Raw genomic sequence first — 15,257 nt, 5'->3', positions numbered from 1 at the left:
ATCGCACCGGAGGCGTTCTCGGCGCCGCCAGGAGGAGAGCTCTCGATGACGACCGCCCTGCGCCCCGATGCGCTCCGGACCACGACGGCCGGACTCGAGCTCGACGTCGGCCTGCCGTGGATCCGCTCCCTCGCCCTGGACTGCGTCCTCTCCCTGGAGCTCGTCATCGACGGCGAGCCGGTGGGTGGGCTGTCCGTGATCCTCGACGGCCGGCCGGTCGCGCCGGTGGCGCTCGGGGGGGAGTCGGGCTGGTGGTTCCTCCAGGATCGGCTGCTGCTCGCCGCGCCCCGTCCGCTCGCGCCGGGAGAGCACCGGGTCGAGGTCGCCCTGGAGCTCCTCGTCCCCTACCTCTCGGCCGGCGGCGACCAGCCGCTCATCGTCCCCGTCCGGGTGTCCGGGCTTCTCAAGGTCTGAATACTACAAAAGAGTGCCACGATGGAGCGGAAGCGGTATGCTGACGGGGACGCCGGGGTCTGCACGACCCGTTCGCCGCCTCTGACGGAGGCTGCGGCACACACGGTCGCGTCGATCATCCGATCGATCGGATGCCCCTCATGACACGCTCCGACTCCTCCGCTCCCTCCGCCGCCCGCCGCGACCCGGCTGCGCTGTCGCCGCTCCGGCTCCGCCTGCTCGTCGGCTCGCTCCTCGCGGTGTCCTTCCTCGGCGCCCTCGACCACACGGTCGTCTCGACCTCGCTCGCGACGATCGCCGGCGACATCGGCGCGCTCGACCAGATGAGCTGGGTCATCGTCGCGTACACGCTCGCGAGCACGGTGCTCCTGCCCGTCCTCGGCCGGATCGGCGATCAGGTCGGCCCGCGCCGGGTCTTCCTCGCGTCCCTCGTGCTCTTCCTGCTCGCCTCGCTCGTGTGCGGCTTCGCCTCCGACCTGCCGCAGCTGATCGCCGCTCGCGTCGTGCAGGGGATGAGCTCGGCCGGGCTGCAGCTGATGTCGCAGACGATCGTGGCGACCGTCACGACGCCGCGCGACCGGCCGCGCGTGATGAGCATCGTGGGCGCGGCCTTCCCGCTCGCGATCCTCATCGGCCCCGTGCTCGGCGGCCTCATCACCGACACCGTCGGCTGGCCCTGGATCTTCTGGATCAACCTGCCGGTCGGCACCGCGGCGCTCGTCCTCGCGCTCTGGGCCGTCCCCGCCCTCCCGCCCCGCGGCCGGCGCAGCTTCGACGGAGCGGGCGCGGTCGCGCTGACCGTCGCGCTGGTCGGCCTTGTGGTCGGAGTGACCCGCCTCGGCGCCGGCCTCGACGCGACCACGGTGTCCGCGTTCGCGGCGGCGGTGGTCGGCGCCGCCGTGCTGGTCGTCGTCGAGCGCCGCTCGGACGTCCCGATCCTGCCGCTGCACCTGCTGCGCGACCGCACCGTCGCCTGCGCGATCGCCCTCTCGGCGATCATCGGCGTCGGACTCTTCTCGATCGTCTCGTACGTGCCGACCTTCATCCAGATGGCCTACCGCACCTCCGCCACCGTCTCGGGGCTCGTGCCGATCGCGACCGTGTTCGGGATGCTCGTCGCCAACATCGCCTCGGGCTGGATCATCAGCCGCTCCGGGCGGTACCGGGCGTTCCCCGTCGTCGGCACGTCGCTCGCCACGCTCGGGCTCGCCGCGATGGCCGTCGTCCCGCACGGGTCCCCGCTCGTCGTGCCGATGGCGCTGATGGCGGTCGTCGGCATCGGCACCGGCTGCTTCATGAGCCTCATCGTCGTGCTGGCCCAGAGCGGGGTCGCGCCCGGCGAGATCGGGGCGATCACCGCGACGTCGAATCTCGTGCGCCAGATGGGATCCACGATCGGCACGGCCGCCATCGGCGGTTCGCTCGGAGCCGGAGTCGCCGCGCTGCTCCCAGCGGGCGTCGACGCCGCGCGGGCGACTCCCGCCGCCGTCCGCTCGGCCGATGCGGCGACCCAGGAGGCGGTCGCGTCCGCCTACGCCGACGTGATGGCGCCGATCTTCCTCGTGCTGGCGGGCGTCTACGCCCTCGGGATCGTCGTCGCTGCGCTCCTCCCGGCCGCCCGCCTCTCGGACGAGCAGCCCCCGCCCTCGGCGGCTCCCCTCGCGGAGGCGGCGCCGGCCTCGACGCCGTCCCCGGTGCCGTCCTCGTCCTCGTCCCCGTCCGACTCCCGCTCGGCGTGACACCGCAGTCCGCCGCCGGCCCCACCACCAGGAGCATCCCGTGACCAGCACCAGCACCAGCACCAGCACCAGCACCAGCGGCCCTGTCGTCGTCGTCGTCGGCAGCGGTCCCATCGGCTCCGCCTACGCGCGAATCCTCCTCGAATCGACCGACGATGCGCGCGTCGTGATGCTCGAGGCGGGACCGCAGGTCACACCGACCCCCGGCGAGAGCGTCCGCAACATCGCGGACCCGGGGGAGAAGGAGCGGGCCCGCGAGCGCTCGCAGGGGCCCCAGGCGGGCGAGCACCGGGAGTCGCTGGGCATCCCGGCGGCCGCCGTGGTCGAGGGGATGTTCACGGCCCGGCAGGGGACCCACCTCCTCGACTTCGGCGGGGCGGGCTCGGCCCATACCGACACGTTCCCGGCCGCCGCCGCGTCGACGAATGTCGGCGGGATGGGCGCCCACTGGACCTGCGCGATTCCGCGGCCCGCAGGCTCCGAGCGCGTCCCGTTCCTCGACGACGCGGAGTGGGACGGGCTGGTCGAGACGGCCGAGCACCTGCTGCACGCGCAGGCGGCCGCCTTCGCGGACTCCGGGATCGGCGCCGCCCTGCGCTCGCTGCTCGAGGAGGAGTTCGCAGCCGAGCTGCCCGACGGTGCCGGTGTCGGGACCCTGCCCGTCGCGGGGGACCCGCAGCCGGACGGCACCATGCGCTGGGCCGGTGCGGACGTCGTGCTGGGCCCGCTGATCGATCCCGCGTCGCCGCTGTCGCAGCGCTTCGAGCTGCGCGACCTGCACCTGGTCCGCCGGATCCTGCTCGAGGGCACGACGGCGGTCGGCGTCCGGGTCGAGGACCTGCGCACCGGCGAGGTCGAGGACCTGCCCGCCGATCTCGTCGTGGTGGCCGCGGACGCCTTCCGCACGCCGCAGCTGCTCTGGGCCTCCGGTGTGCGGCCCGCCGCGCTGGGCCGCTACCTGACCGAGCACCCGGTCGTCATCTCGACGGTGTCGCTCGACGGCGACTCGATGGGGCGCTTCGCCACCCGCGACGACCTCGCCCGCGAGAAGGCGGCGCGCGCGGTGAATCCGGCCGACCCGATCTCGGCGGTCAACCGCATCCCGTTCTCGGAGCCCGGCCACCCGTTCTCGCTGCAGGTGATGTACGCCGAGAGCCCGCCGTTCCCGCTCTCGCCCGACCATCCCGAGCACGGCAACGAGTGGGGGTACGTGAACATGGGCTATGGCATGCGCAAGCAGCCCCGCGTCGAGGACGGCGTCTCGTTCGACGATGACGAGCTCGACTACCGGGGGTTCCCGAACATGACCGTCGACTACGCGCTCGGGGAGCAGGAGGAAGCCGAGATCGCCGACGCGACCGAGCACCTCCGCCGGGCGGGAGAGGCGCTGGGCACCTTCATCGCGGAGCCGCGGCTGCTCCCGCCGGGATCGAGCCTGCACTACATGGGGACGACCAGGATGGGCGCCGCCGACGACGGGACCTCCGTCGTCGATCCGGACTCGCGCGTCTGGGGCCACACGAACCTCATCGTCGGCGGCAACGGGGTCATCCCGACCGCGACGTCGATGAACCCGACGCTGATGAGCGTGGCGCTCGCCGTCCGGGGAGCCCGGGCCGCGGCGGCCCGCCTGTCCGCCTCCGCTTCTGTAGCAGAACGACGCTGACTCCGCCATCCGGGACAGAAGTACTTGTACCGCAGACCTATCATCGATCATGGCCACCTCCTCAGCACTGCGGTTCGCCGCCCAGACCGACTCGACCACGAGTCTCCTGGCGATCGTCGACCTCGTCCGCACCGGTGCCGCGCGCACCAAGCCCGAGCTCGGCCGAGCCACCGGGCTGGGCCGCGGCGTGATCACCCAGCGTCTCGACCAGGCGACCGAGATGGGCTACCTGGAGGAGTCGACCTTCGGTCCCTCCAGCGGTGGACGCGCGCCGCGCACCCTGAGGTTCCGGGCCGAGCGCGGCCTGATCCTCGTCTGCGCGGCCGGGGGACTGCACCTGCGGGTCGGCATCGCCGACCTCGACGGTGTCGTGCTGGCGCGGGCGCATCGCGACTGGGACATCTCATCGGGTCCGGAGGCGACCATCGCAGCCGGAACGGCCATGCTCGACGCCCTGCTCGCCGAGCGGGACGACGACGTGCCCGTGTGGGGCGTCGGCGTCGGGCTGCCCGGCCCGGTCGAGTTCGACAGTGGCCGGCCGGTCGCGCCGCCGATCATGCCGGGCTGGAACGGCTACGACGTGCGGACCCCGTTCGTCGACCACTACGGAGCCCCCGTCTGGGTCGACAACGACTCGAACCTCCTGGCGTTGAGCGAGCGGCGCCGCCAGCGCTGGGGTGCCCGCGCCGACCTGATCTACTTCAAGGTCGGCACCGGCATCGGCGCGGCGCTGCTCACCCGCGGCGTCCTGCACCGCGGGGCGTCCGGAGCGGCGGGCGACATCGGGCACGTCCGCGTCACCGACGGCACGCACCTCTGCCGGTGCGGCAAGGTCGGCTGCCTCGAGGCGGAGGCGGGCGGCTGGGCCCTCGTCCGCGACGCCCGCGCCGCCGTCGCGGAGGGGCGGAGCGACGCTCTGGCGGCGAGGCTCGAGGAGTCGGGCGACATCACTCCCGTCGACATCTCGATCGCCGCGCAGAACGGCGATCCCGTCTCGATCGAGCTCATCCGGCTCTCGGCGCGACTGGCCGGCGAGTCGATCGCGACCCTGGTCAACGTCTTCAATCCCACCGCGATCGTCCTCGGCGGGGCCGTCGCCGCGTCCGGTGAGATGTTCCTGGCCGGCGTCCGTCAGCGCGTCTACGAGCTGTCCCTGCCGCTCGCCACCCGGGACCTGCAGATGGTGCGCTCGATCGGCGACGAGGACGAGCCGCTCACAGGCGGGGCGGAGATGGTGCGCGAGCAGCTGTTCGACGTGTCCTTCCCGCGCTGGATCGCCGACGGCCGCCCGAGCGTCGAGGCCATGAGCGTGAGCAGCTGACGCGATGACCGTCGCAGGGGCCCGGGGACGCGTGCCGATCGCCGTCGTCGGTGCGGGGATGAGCGGGCTCGGCATCCACCTCCCGCTGATCCGCTCGGTGCCCGGGCTCGAGCTCGTGGCGGTCGTCGCCCACTCGGCGCCGGGGCGGGAGCGCACCGCCCCGACCGGTGTGCCGCTCGTCGGCTCGATCGAGGATCTGGCGGACGTCCGGCCCCGCCCCGCGGTCGCCGTCGTGGCGACGCCCGACCGGCTGCACGTGGAGCACGTCAGCGCGCTGCTGGATGCCGGCATCGGCGCTGTCGTCGAGAAGCCGCTCGCCGACACCCCCGAGCGTGCGCGCCTGCTCGCGGCTCGCGCGGTGGAGACCGGGCTCCCGCTGATCGCCTTCCTGAACCGGCGCTGGGACGGCGACTTCCTGACGCTCCGCTCGGTCCTCGAGCAGGGCCTCGTCGGCGAGCCGGTGCTCTTCGAGTCGACGATCGCGCGGTGGATCGAGGGAGCCGCCCCCGGGTGGCGCGGTGAGGCCCTGGCCAGCGGGGTGGACGGGGTGCTCGGCGGATTCGGCAGCCACCTCGTCGACCAGGCGGTGGCGCTGTTCGGTCCGGTCGACCGCGTGTACGCCGAGGTCGGCCGCCGCCGGGCTGCGAGCGCCGTGCCGGACGACGCGCTGCTGATGCTGCGGCATGCGGGCGGGATGCGCTCGCACCTGCGGATGACGATGGTGAGCAGTGTCGAGCAGCCGCGGTTCCGCCTGCAGGGGCTCGCCGGTGCGCTCGAGAAGCACGGCTTCGACGGGCAGCAGGACGCGCTGGTGCGGCGGGGCGAGGATCCGCTCGACGCGCGCTACGGCATCGAGCGGGCCGAGCTGTGGGGCTCCCTCCACACGGCAGAAGGGGCGCGGCCGGTCGAGACGCTGCCGGGGGAGTGGCGGGCGTTCTACGTCGGCCTCGCCGAGCACCTGCACGGCGGCCCCGCGCCCGTGCCCCTCGACGACGCGGTGCACGGCCTCGACGTGCTGCACGCCGCTCGCCGGTCCGCCGACAGCGGTGGGTCGGTCCGGGTCGAGCGCTGAGGGAGCGCTCCGCGGAGTGCTCGGGCGGCCGTCGTCCCGGGCGGGCGACGCGCAGGAGCGCCGCACCCCCTCCCGGCGGTGCGGCGCTCCTGAGGCTCGGCGGCCGCGCGGCTCGGAGCCGACGAATCAGCGCGCGTGGCTCAGCGCAGGCGGATCAGCCGCGGCCCTGCACCTTGTAGGGGTTGAGCAGCGCGTCCTTGATCTCGTCCGGCACGCCCTCCTCGGTCGCGCTCGGGCCGTCGGCCGGCGGGAACGACTCCGTCATCGACATCGGCATGGCGCTGTTGCGGTAGAAGTTGTTCGAGCCGAGCGAGGGCTTCCAGGTGTTCGGCGTCCAGTCCGGCACGTAGTTGCGGTAGCCGCCCGTGTTCATCTCGATGCGGAGCGTGGACGGGTCGCGGAAGTAGAGGAAGTTCTGCTCGCCGATGCCGTGGATCGAGGGGCCGTACTCCATCGGCACGCCGTTCTCCATCAGGATGTCGGCGGCCTGGAGGAGGTCCTCGCGCTGGTCGACCCAGAAGGCGTAGTGGTTGACGCGGCCGGGGCGCGAGGAGCCGTCCAGCACGACGCCCAGGTCGTGCGACTTCTCGTTGGTGGTCAGCACCGAGAAGACCGAGATCGGCGCCTCGTCGAGGACGGTGCGCGCCATGATGCGGAAGCCGAGCACGTCGTTGTACCACTTCGCGAAACCGTCGACGTCGCGCGAGGCGATCGTGACGTGGTCGAGCTGGCGGGGCGCGCCGAGGTGGCGGCTGCGGCGCGACGGGCGGTCGGGATAGATCGAGCCGGCGTCGCCCTCGGCGTGGAAGTGCTCGACGTCCCAGTGCAGGGTCATCGAGTGGCCGTAGGGGCCGGTGAAGCGGTAGGCGCGGCCGATGCCGGCGCCCTCGAACCACTCGCCCGCGGAGCCGGCCTCCTCGATGCGACGAGCAGCCTCCTCGAGGGCCTCGGCGCTGGAGGTGCGCCACGCCATGGTCTCGAGCGAGGGCTCGTCGCCGGCGACGATCACGACGCTGTAGCGGTAGTAGTCGCCCCAGCAGCGGAGGTAGACGGCGTCGTCGGTGCGGTCGACGACCGTGAGGCCGACCTGCTCCTCGTAGAAGCGCACGCTCGCCTCGACGTCGGGGGCGGTGATGGTCACGAACGAGAGATGGGAGAGCAGCTTGATCATCGTTGATCCTTTCCTGAGCTGGTGAGCGTCGTCGGCGGCCGGGACGAGCGTCGACGCGGCGTGACCTCACTCTCGCGACGTCCGAGCGCATCAGGGAACCCGCAGTTGGCTATCGTCCGCATCAGTCGCGCCGATGCCGTCGCGCATCCGTCCGATCGATGGGCGGCATCGTCGAATCGATCTGGCGGATCCCCCCGGCCGGCGTCAGAGTGAGGAAGCGGCGACGACGCCGCAGGACCGGAAGGACCGTCACCGATGACGCTGCGACCCGAGGACGCCCACGTCCGATTCGGCCTGGTGCGCTACCGCGCTCCCGGCGGCCCTGCCGCCGCCGGCGGCTCCACCGATCTGGGCGTCGTCTCCGAGGGGCGGGTGCACCGCGTCGACCTGGCTCAGCTGGGTGCGGCCGACGTGAACGACGTCTTCGCCCGCTGGGCCGAACTCGAGCAGGCGGTCCGCGCGATCCCCGGGCACTCCGAGGGCCTCGCCCTCGACGAGGTCGAGCTCCTCGCCCCCGTCGCCCCGCGCCAGCTGCTGCAGACCGGCGCCAACTACCGCACCCACGTCATCGGGCTGGTCGTCGGCCACCGCTCGCCCGACGATCCCCGTCCCGTGGAGCAGGTCCGCGCCGAGGCCGCTGCGATGATGGACGCCCGCGCCGCGCACGGCGAGCCCTACTTCTTCATCGGGCTGCCGCAGACCGTGGTCGCCGCCGACTCCGACCTGGTGCTGCCCGCCGCCAGCGAGCGCCACGATTGGGAGCTCGAGCTCGCCGTGATCATCGGCACGGAGGCGTTCCACGTCTCCCCCGAGGACGCCATGGACCACGTCTGGGGCTACACGATCGTGAACGACGTGAGCACCCGCGACCTGATCTTCCGCAAGGACATGCCCGAGATCGGCACCGACTGGTTCCGCGCGAAGAACTCGCCCGGCTTCAATCCGACCGGCCCGTTCGCCGTGCCCGCCTCCGAGTTCGCGGACGCCCCCTTCGAGCTGCGGCTCGACCTCAACGGCGAGACGATGCAGGACGCCGACACGAGCGACCTCCTCTTCGACATCCCGCGGCTGATCTCGGCCGCCTCGCAGACGATCCCCCTCCTCCCCGGCGACCTGCTGCTCACGGGCAGCCCGGCCGGCAACGGCCAGGCGCGCGGGATCTTCCTCAAGGCCGGCGACCGCCTCGAGGGCTCGGTGACCGGTCTCGGCACGCAGCGCTTCACCTGCGTGGCGGAGCAGCCCCGATGACGACCCCGCCGACCCGCGACCCGGCGGATCTCGACCGCAGCGACCCCGCCGAGGAGGTCCGCCGCTCCGCCGAGGCCCACCGCAACTGGGGCCGCTGGGGCGAGGACGACCGCGTCGGCACCGCGAACCTCATCACCGACGAGCGCCGCCTGGCCGCGGCCCGCCTCGTCACTCGCGGCGCGGCGTTCAGCCTCTCGCAGCGCTTCGACTCCGAGGGACCGCAGAACGGCTGGCGCCGCCGCACGAACCCCGTGCACACGATGCTCGACACGGGCCTGGACGCCGAGTTCGGCGACCAGGGCTTCCCGCACGGCATCGGCGGAGCGGACGACGTGGTCGCCATGCCGCTCCAGGCCTCCACCCAGTGGGACGGCCTCGGGCACATCTTCGACCGCGGGAAGGCCTGGAACGGCCGCGCCGCCGGCCGGGTCGTCACGAGCGAGGGCGACGCAGTGACCGGGATCGAGCACGTGAGCGCCCTGCTCAACGGCCGCGGCGTGCTCCTCGACGTCGGCAGCGCGATCGGCGAGGGCGGCGAGCTGCCCGACGGCTACGCGATCACCGTCGCCGACCTCGAGCGCACGATCGCCGCGCAGGGAGCGAGCTCCCGCGTCGGCGAGGGCGACCTGCTGCTCGTCCGCACCGGACGCCTCGCCCGCGCCAGGCGCGAGGGCTGGAACGGGTACGCGGGCGGCCCGAGCGCCGGCCTCTCCTTCACCACCGCGGGCTGGCTGCGCGAGTGCGACGTCGCCGCGGTCGCCACCGACACCTGGGGCTTCGAGGTCCGCCCGAACGAGTTCGACGAGGCCTTCCAGCCGCTGCACCAGGTCGCCATCCCGAACATGGGCCTCACCATCGGCGAGATGTGGGACCTCGACGCACTCGCGGCCGACTGCCGCGCGGATGGAGTCTGGGAGTTCCTCCTCGTCGCCGCCCCTATCCCGTTCACGGGCGCCGTCGGAGCCCCGGTCAACCCGATCGCCCTGAAGTAGCCCCACCTCCCCGGCGCTCGTCGCCTCCGCACCACCACTCTGAAGGAGCCGGTCATGCCAGCACTCTCCTCCGTCGGCATCGTCGGGGCCGGCTTCGCCGGTCTCGCCGCCACGATCCTCCTGCGCGAGGGAGGGGTCGACGTCGACCTCCTCGACTCGCGCGACGGCCTCTCCGACACCGGGTCGGGCATCACGATCCAGGGCAACGCCTGCCGCACCCTCGCCCGGCTGGGCGTCTGGGACGAGGTGCTCGAGCGCTCCTACCCGGCCGACGTGCTGGGCCTGCGCGCACCCGATCCGCAGGCCACGGTGGTCGCGCTGATCCCGGACGCGAAGACCGGCGGCCCGGAATTCCCCGCGACGATCGGGATGTACCGCCCCGAGCTGGCGCGGATCCTGCTCGCGCGGGCCGAGGAGCTCGGCGCCCGCGTCCGCTGGTCGACCCGCGTGGACGCGCTCGACGACCACGGCGACGCCGTCACCCTCCACTCCACCGTCGGCGGGGAGCGCGTCAGCGACCGCTACGACCTCGTGATCGGCGCCGACGGCCTGCACTCCGCGGTCCGCTCGATGATCGGCATCGAGACGACTCCGCAGCGCAACGGCATGGGCATCTGGCGCGCCTTCGTGCCGCGCCCCGCCGAGGTCACCCACACCGACCTCGTCTACGGCGGCCCCTGCTACATCGCCGGCTACTGCCCGACGAGCGAGGACCGGATGTACGCCTACCTCGTCGAGGACGCGCAGGAGCGCCAGCTGCTCTCCGCGGAGGAGCAGGTCGCGACGATGAAGGAGCTCGCCCGGGCGTACCACGGGCCCTGGGACGAGGTGCGCGAGAGCATCGACGACAGCTCCCGGGTCAACTACACCTGGTTCACCAGCCACCTCATCGACGGGCCGTGGAACCGCGGCCGCGTCGTGGTCATCGGCGACGCCGCCCACTCCTGCCCGCCCACCGTCGCCCAGGGCGCCGCGATGGCCCTCGAGGACGCCCTGGTGCTCTCGGAGCTGCTGCTCGCCGCGGACACCGTCGACGAGTCGGTCTTCCAGGCCTTCACCGCCCGCCGCCTCGACCGCGCCCGCCAGGTCGTCGAGGCCTCGGTGCAGCTGTGCGACTGGCTCTTCGCGCACGACCGCGGAGCCGACGTCCCCGGGCTGATGCGCCGCGTCGCCGCCGTCGTGGGGCAGCCGGCATGAGCGTCGTCGACGTCCACGCGCACGTCCTGCTCCCCGGGCTCCAGGCCGCGGTCGCCGCGCGCGACCCCGAGGGCATCGCCGCCGCGCAGGCGCTCGACGCGCGCCGCCAGGGACCGGAGTCGCTCGCCGTCTCGGGCGGCATGATCCGCTCCCGCTTCGGGCGTCTCACCGTGCTCGAGCGCCGCCTCGCCGACATGGACGAGACCGGAGTCGACGTGCAGGTCGTCTCCCCGTCGCCCTCCCACTACTACCCCTGGGCGGACGCGGCGCTGGCCGACTGGTCGGCGCGGGAGGCGAACCGCCTCGTGGCCGAGCTGGTCGCGCAGGCGCCCACCCGGCTCCGCGGACTCGGGCTGGTCGCCGCGCAGCACCCGGAGCTCTGCGTCGACCTGCTGGACGACGCGCTCGGACGCGGGCTCGCCGGCGTCGAGATCTCCTCCACCGCGAACGGCGTCGAGCTCTCGGATCCGCGACTCGACCCGTTCTGGGCCCGCGCGTCCGAGACGGGCGCCGTGCTGTTCCTGCACCCCTTCGGCTGCACCCTCGACGAGCGGATCGACGAGCACTACCTCTCGAACATCGTCGGCCAGCCCGCCGAGAACGCGATCGCGCTCTCGCACCTGATCTTCGGAGGCGTCCTCGACCGGTTCCCGGATCTGCGGATCGTCGCGGCCCACGCGGGCGGCTACCTCCCCACCTCGATCGGCCGGAGCGACCACGGCTGGCGCGTGCGCCCCGAGGCCCGCTCGTGCGAGCACCCGCCGTCCAGCTACCTGCGCCGCCTCTGGTTCGACTCGCTGACCCACTCGCCCTCGCAGCTGCGCGCCCTCGTCGAGGCCGCCGGAGCCGACCGGGTGCTGCTCGGATCGGACTACCCGTTCGACATGGGCGTCGAGGACCCGGTGGGGGCGGCGCGGGAGGCGCTCGACTCGCCGACGCTCGAGGCGGTGCTCGGCGGGAACGCGGAGGCGCTGCTCTCCGGTCCCGCGGTGCCGCGATGAGGCTCGCGCGCTGGATCGGGTCCGACGGCGCTTCCGCCGAGGGGCTCGTCGTCGACGACCGCGTGATCGCCTTCGCGGACGGGCTCACCGTGCTCGACGTCGTCCGCGGCGGTCTCCCGGAGGCGCTGCGCCGCGGCGCCTCGCTGGTCTCCGGCGACGGCGAGCCGCTGTCGGCCGTGCGCCTGCGGACTCCGCTGGACCCGCCGAGCGTCCGCGACTTCGTGGCCTTCGAAGAGCACGTCGAGGGCGTCGTCCGGAGCATCGACTCCTCCGAGGGCGTGGTCCCCGAGTGGTACGAGGCGCCGACCTTCTACTTCACCAACCCGCACACCCTGCTCGCGACCGGCGAGGAGCTCGTGCCGCCCGCCTCCGAGCGCCTCGACTTCGAGCTCGAGGTCGCGGCCGTCATCGGGGGCACCGGGCCGTCGCGCTCGCTCGACGCGGCCGCCGCCCACGAGCGGATCTTCGGCTACGCGGTCTTCAACGACTGGTCGGCCCGCGACGTCCAGGCCCGCGAGATGAAGGTGCGCCTGGGTCCCTGCAAGGGCAAGGACTTCGGCAGCACGCTCGGCCCGTGGATCACGACCGCCGACGAGGTGGCGGAGCGGCACGACGCGGAGGGGTTCCTCGACCTGACGATGACCGTCTCGGTCAACGGCCTCGAGATCGGCCGCGACACGCTCGCCGACATGGGCTGGCCGTTCGCGGAGCTGGTCGCTTACGCGTCCCGCGACTCGCGGCTCGGCGCGGGCGACGTGCTCGGCTCGGGCACGGCGGGAACGGGCTGCCTGGCGGAGCTGTGGGGCCGGGCGGGATCGTTGACGCCGCCTCCGCTGCGGGCGGGAGACAAGGTGACGATGACCGTGGACCGGCTCGGGACGATCACGACCGTGGTCGGAGCGGCTCAGCCGGTGCCGCCGCTGGCGCGGGCCCGGCGCCGGCCGGGGTCCCCCGCGGCTCGGGCGCGCTCCGCGGGCTGATCCGCGGAGGCGTCCGGAGGCGTCATCAGGCCGGTTGGGAACATTACCGACGCCAGCCGCGCTGGTAATGTTATCGGCCGTGACCCGGCGCGACCGCGGATCGGGCGGGACCCGCGTCACTCCTCCTCGAGCACCCGCCCGTGCCGGCGGAACTGCTGCCGCATCCACTGGTGACCCGGGTCGTCGTTGTGCATCGGATGCCACCACAGCGCTCCCGAGAGCCGGAGCGCCTCGAACGGCAGCGGCAGCACGCGGAGGTCACCGGCCGAGAGCATGCGGTCGGCGAGGCGCTTCTGCACGATCCCGATCCGGTCCGTCCCGACGATGAAATAGGGCAGCGCCAGGAACCCCTCGACCACGACGTCGACCCGCGGCTCGATGCCGATCGTCTCGAGCTGGCGGGACGCGGCGGTGAAGGCGCTGCGGGTCTTGTAGGTGAACACCCACGGCAGCCGGTGCAGGTCCTCCAGGGTCAGCGCGTCGCCGACGGAGTCGTTGCCCGCCCAGACCACGGCGAGCCAGTCGTCCTCGTAGAGGTCCATCGACGGCAGGTCGCTCGCGAAGCCGCGGGGGAGGAGCATCCCGTCGACGTTGCGGAGGGTGTTCATCGGGTCCTCGACGATCGAGGGGTTGTGCAGGGAGAAGCGGAACCGCACGTGCGGAGCCGCGTCGCGCACCGCGATCGAGACGCGGCTGCCGACGATTCCGAACGAGTAGTCCGAGCCGTAGAGGTGGAACTCGCGCGGCGACGTGGCGGGGTCGAAGAGCGCGGCGGTCGAGAAGACCATTCGCGTCGCCTCGAGGGCCGAGCTGGTCTGATCGATCAGCCGGATGGCGAGGGGCGTGAGGCGGTAGGTGTTGCCGTCACGGGTGAGGATCTGGTCGTCGAAGTGGATCCGCAGCCGCGCGAGGGAGGCGCTCACCGCCGGCTGGCTGAGGCCCAGGCTCTGCGCGGCGCGGGTGACGCTGCGCTCCGCGAGGAGGGCGTCGAGCACCACGAGGAGGTTCATGTCGGGTCGCGGACTCATCCGCCCGGTGCTCATGCCCGGACGTCCTGTGCCCCTGATCGGGTGCTCATGGTTCCTCCTCGGGGCGCGTCGATGCGCCGCCCCCACGGTAGCGCGGCGTCATCCCTCCAGCGTCGCCTCGATCCCGCGCATCAGCGCGTGCTGTCGGCGCAGCTGCTCGATCGAGCGCCACGGGTCCCGGTCTCCCTCGTACTCGCTCGAGAGGTAGCCCGTGTAGCCGCCGTCCTTGAGCGCCTGGAGCACGGGGCGCCAGGGGATGTTCTGATCGACGAGGTCGTCGTCGATGTCGTGGAACTTGGCCTGCACGAAGACGACGTGGTCGATGACGTCGAGCAGGTCGCGCGGATCCACGCCGATCCCGTCGAGGAAGGCGGGACGCGTCTCGCGGGTTTCGCCCGGGCGGAGGGGGATCGGCCGGTCCTGGAAGATCCCGGTGTCGATGAGCAGGCCGAAGTGCTTCGTGCCGGTGCGCTCGATGAAGGCCAGGTAGTCGTCGACGACGGGGTGCTTGATCGGGGTCGGCGAGTGGATCTCGGGGCAGATCACGACGTCGAGCTCCTCGGCCGTGGACAGGCTGCGCTCGACGACCTCGGTCCAGATCGGGTGGGGGACGAGATCGCTCGAGACGACCCCGATCTTGGGGCGGACGAAGCGGAAGCCGAGCCTCGACGCGAGCCGCAGATCGCGCGTGAGGATCGCGGTCCCCTCCTCGACCGTCATGTCACGGTCGCGGTGGAGCCGGGTGTCGATCCAGGAGCCGTAGTTGGTCGGCTCGAGGCGGTGCCGCTCGAGGGACGCGAACCACGCGTCGATCCAGGCGGTGGTGGGCTCGGGGTAGCCGGGGACGTGGCCCTCGCCGAGGATCTCGACGCCGGTCGCGCCGAGGTCGGCGACGACGGTGAGCGCCTCCTCGAGGCCGAGGACGGTGCCGTAGTCGCCCATGAAGCTGTAGAGGCTGACTCCGTACTGGAAGCCGGGAGTGTCTGCGCTCATCGGACGATCGTCACCTTCCTGGTGCTGCGGTACCGCGACGGCTGGTGCTCGATCGGGATGTAGGAGGCGCGGAGGAGCAGCTCCACCTCGACCTCGTGGACGCCGGGGGCGAGACCGCCGGGGTGCGGCACGGTCACGACGCCGGGCTCCTCGAGCTGCCAGCGCAGGCCGTCGCTCCGCCGGAGCTCGTCGATGCCGATGTCCCGGCCGTCGAACCGCCAGAGCGGAGTGTCGTGGCCGACGTCGACCACGTCGTCGACGCGCACCGAGACCCCGTCGATCAGGCTGGCGGCCAGGCCGCGGTACGAGGGCATGCGCAGATGGAGGCGGAAGCCCGTCACCTCGTCGCCCTCGCGGACGTTCGCGAAGCCCACTGATTGGATGAGCTCTCTCTCCAGGAACATCGTCGTCCTCTCCGTCGGGTCGTGCGGAATC

General features: G+C 72.8%; 14 protein-coding genes. 10 read left to right on the top strand and 4 right to left on the bottom strand.

Translation table 11 applies throughout. From position 1 onward, the window contains the following. Window positions 1-45 precede the first annotated feature (45 nt). The 5 genes from C5C39_RS01855 (at window position 46) to C5C39_RS01830 (ending at window position 6,212) form a co-directional block, all read left to right on the top strand. The gene (locus C5C39_RS01855; protein WP_104352509.1) at window positions 46-414 is read left to right on the top strand and encodes a hypothetical protein; all 369 of its coding nucleotides are present in this window, start codon (window positions 46-48) and stop codon (window positions 412-414) included. 140 nt (window positions 415-554) lie between these two features. After that, window positions 555-2,153, top strand: coding sequence for an MFS transporter (locus C5C39_RS01850; protein ID WP_104352508.1), 1,599 nt, complete (start codon window positions 555-557; stop codon window positions 2,151-2,153). Window positions 2,154-2,193: 40 nt separating this feature from the next. Next, a complete protein-coding gene (locus C5C39_RS01840; RefSeq protein ID WP_258075750.1) occupies window positions 2,194-3,819 on the top strand; it encodes a GMC oxidoreductase in 1,626 nt (541 codons plus the stop codon). 49 nt (window positions 3,820-3,868) lie between these two features. After that, window positions 3,869-5,140, top strand: a complete 1,272-nt coding sequence (locus tag C5C39_RS01835) for an ROK family protein (RefSeq protein ID WP_104352507.1) — start codon at window positions 3,869-3,871, stop codon at window positions 5,138-5,140. Between the two features lie 4 nt (window positions 5,141-5,144). After that, on the top strand, window positions 5,145-6,212 hold the full coding sequence (locus tag C5C39_RS01830; protein WP_104352506.1) for a Gfo/Idh/MocA family protein: 1,068 nt from the start codon (window positions 5,145-5,147) through the stop codon (window positions 6,210-6,212). A 154-nt stretch (window positions 6,213-6,366) separates the two neighbouring features. Here C5C39_RS01830 and C5C39_RS01825 read toward each other — a convergent pair whose 3' ends face one another. Then, complete coding sequence (locus tag C5C39_RS01825) at window positions 6,367-7,383, bottom strand: VOC family protein (protein WP_104282542.1); 1,017 nt, start codon at window positions 7,381-7,383, stop codon at window positions 6,367-6,369. Between the two features lie 255 nt (window positions 7,384-7,638). Between C5C39_RS01825 and C5C39_RS01820 the strand changes: the two genes are divergently transcribed. The 5 genes from C5C39_RS01820 to C5C39_RS01800 are packed head-to-tail and all read left to right on the top strand — an operon-like array spanning window position 7,639 to window position 12,801. After that, window positions 7,639-8,631: a fumarylacetoacetate hydrolase family protein gene (locus C5C39_RS01820; protein WP_104352505.1), complete on the top strand. Its 993-nt coding sequence runs from the start codon at window positions 7,639-7,641 to the stop codon at window positions 8,629-8,631. After that, entirely contained in the window at window positions 8,628-9,623 is a 996-nt protein-coding gene (locus C5C39_RS01815; RefSeq protein WP_104352504.1) for a cyclase family protein, read from the top strand. The genes C5C39_RS01820 and C5C39_RS01815 overlap by 4 nt, the downstream gene beginning before the upstream one ends. A 54-nt stretch (window positions 9,624-9,677) precedes the next feature. After that, entirely contained in the window at window positions 9,678-10,820 is a 1,143-nt protein-coding gene (locus tag C5C39_RS01810) for an FAD-dependent monooxygenase (RefSeq protein WP_104352503.1), read from the top strand. After that, window positions 10,817-11,821, top strand: coding sequence for an amidohydrolase family protein (locus C5C39_RS01805; RefSeq protein WP_104352502.1), 1,005 nt, complete (start codon window positions 10,817-10,819; stop codon window positions 11,819-11,821). The genes C5C39_RS01810 and C5C39_RS01805 overlap by 4 nt, the downstream gene beginning before the upstream one ends. Next, window positions 11,818-12,801 carry a fumarylacetoacetate hydrolase family protein gene (locus tag C5C39_RS01800; protein ID WP_104352501.1) on the top strand — a complete coding sequence of 328 codons (984 nt, stop codon included), beginning with the start codon at window positions 11,818-11,820 and terminating at the stop codon, window positions 12,799-12,801. Before C5C39_RS01805 ends, C5C39_RS01800 begins: the two co-directional genes overlap by 4 nt. Window positions 12,802-12,917: 116 nt before the next feature. Here the strand turns inward: C5C39_RS01800 and C5C39_RS01795 are convergent, their stop codons facing one another. The 3 genes from C5C39_RS01795 to C5C39_RS17785 all read right to left on the bottom strand — a co-directional run bounded on the left by C5C39_RS01795 (window position 12,918) and on the right by C5C39_RS17785 (window position 15,226). After that, window positions 12,918-13,829 (bottom strand): LysR family transcriptional regulator, encoded by a 912-nt coding sequence (locus tag C5C39_RS01795; RefSeq protein ID WP_244229519.1) that lies wholly within the window; start codon window positions 13,827-13,829, stop codon window positions 12,918-12,920. A gap of 99 nt (window positions 13,830-13,928) precedes the next feature. Then, window positions 13,929-14,822 (bottom strand): sugar phosphate isomerase/epimerase, encoded by an 894-nt coding sequence (locus C5C39_RS01790; protein WP_244229518.1) that lies wholly within the window; start codon window positions 14,820-14,822, stop codon window positions 13,929-13,931. Continuing rightward, the gene (locus tag C5C39_RS17785) at window positions 14,819-15,226 is read right to left on the bottom strand and encodes a DUF6379 domain-containing protein (protein WP_244229517.1); all 408 of its coding nucleotides are present in this window, start codon (window positions 15,224-15,226) and stop codon (window positions 14,819-14,821) included. Before C5C39_RS17785 ends, C5C39_RS01790 begins: the two co-directional genes overlap by 4 nt. Between the last annotated feature and the right edge of the window lie 31 nt (window positions 15,227-15,257).

This window comes from Rathayibacter sp. AY1F3, from assembly GCF_002931975.1.
Lineage (GTDB): Bacteria > Actinomycetota > Actinomycetes > Actinomycetales > Microbacteriaceae > Rathayibacter.
This window is presented reverse-complemented; position numbering and strand designations above follow the sequence as displayed.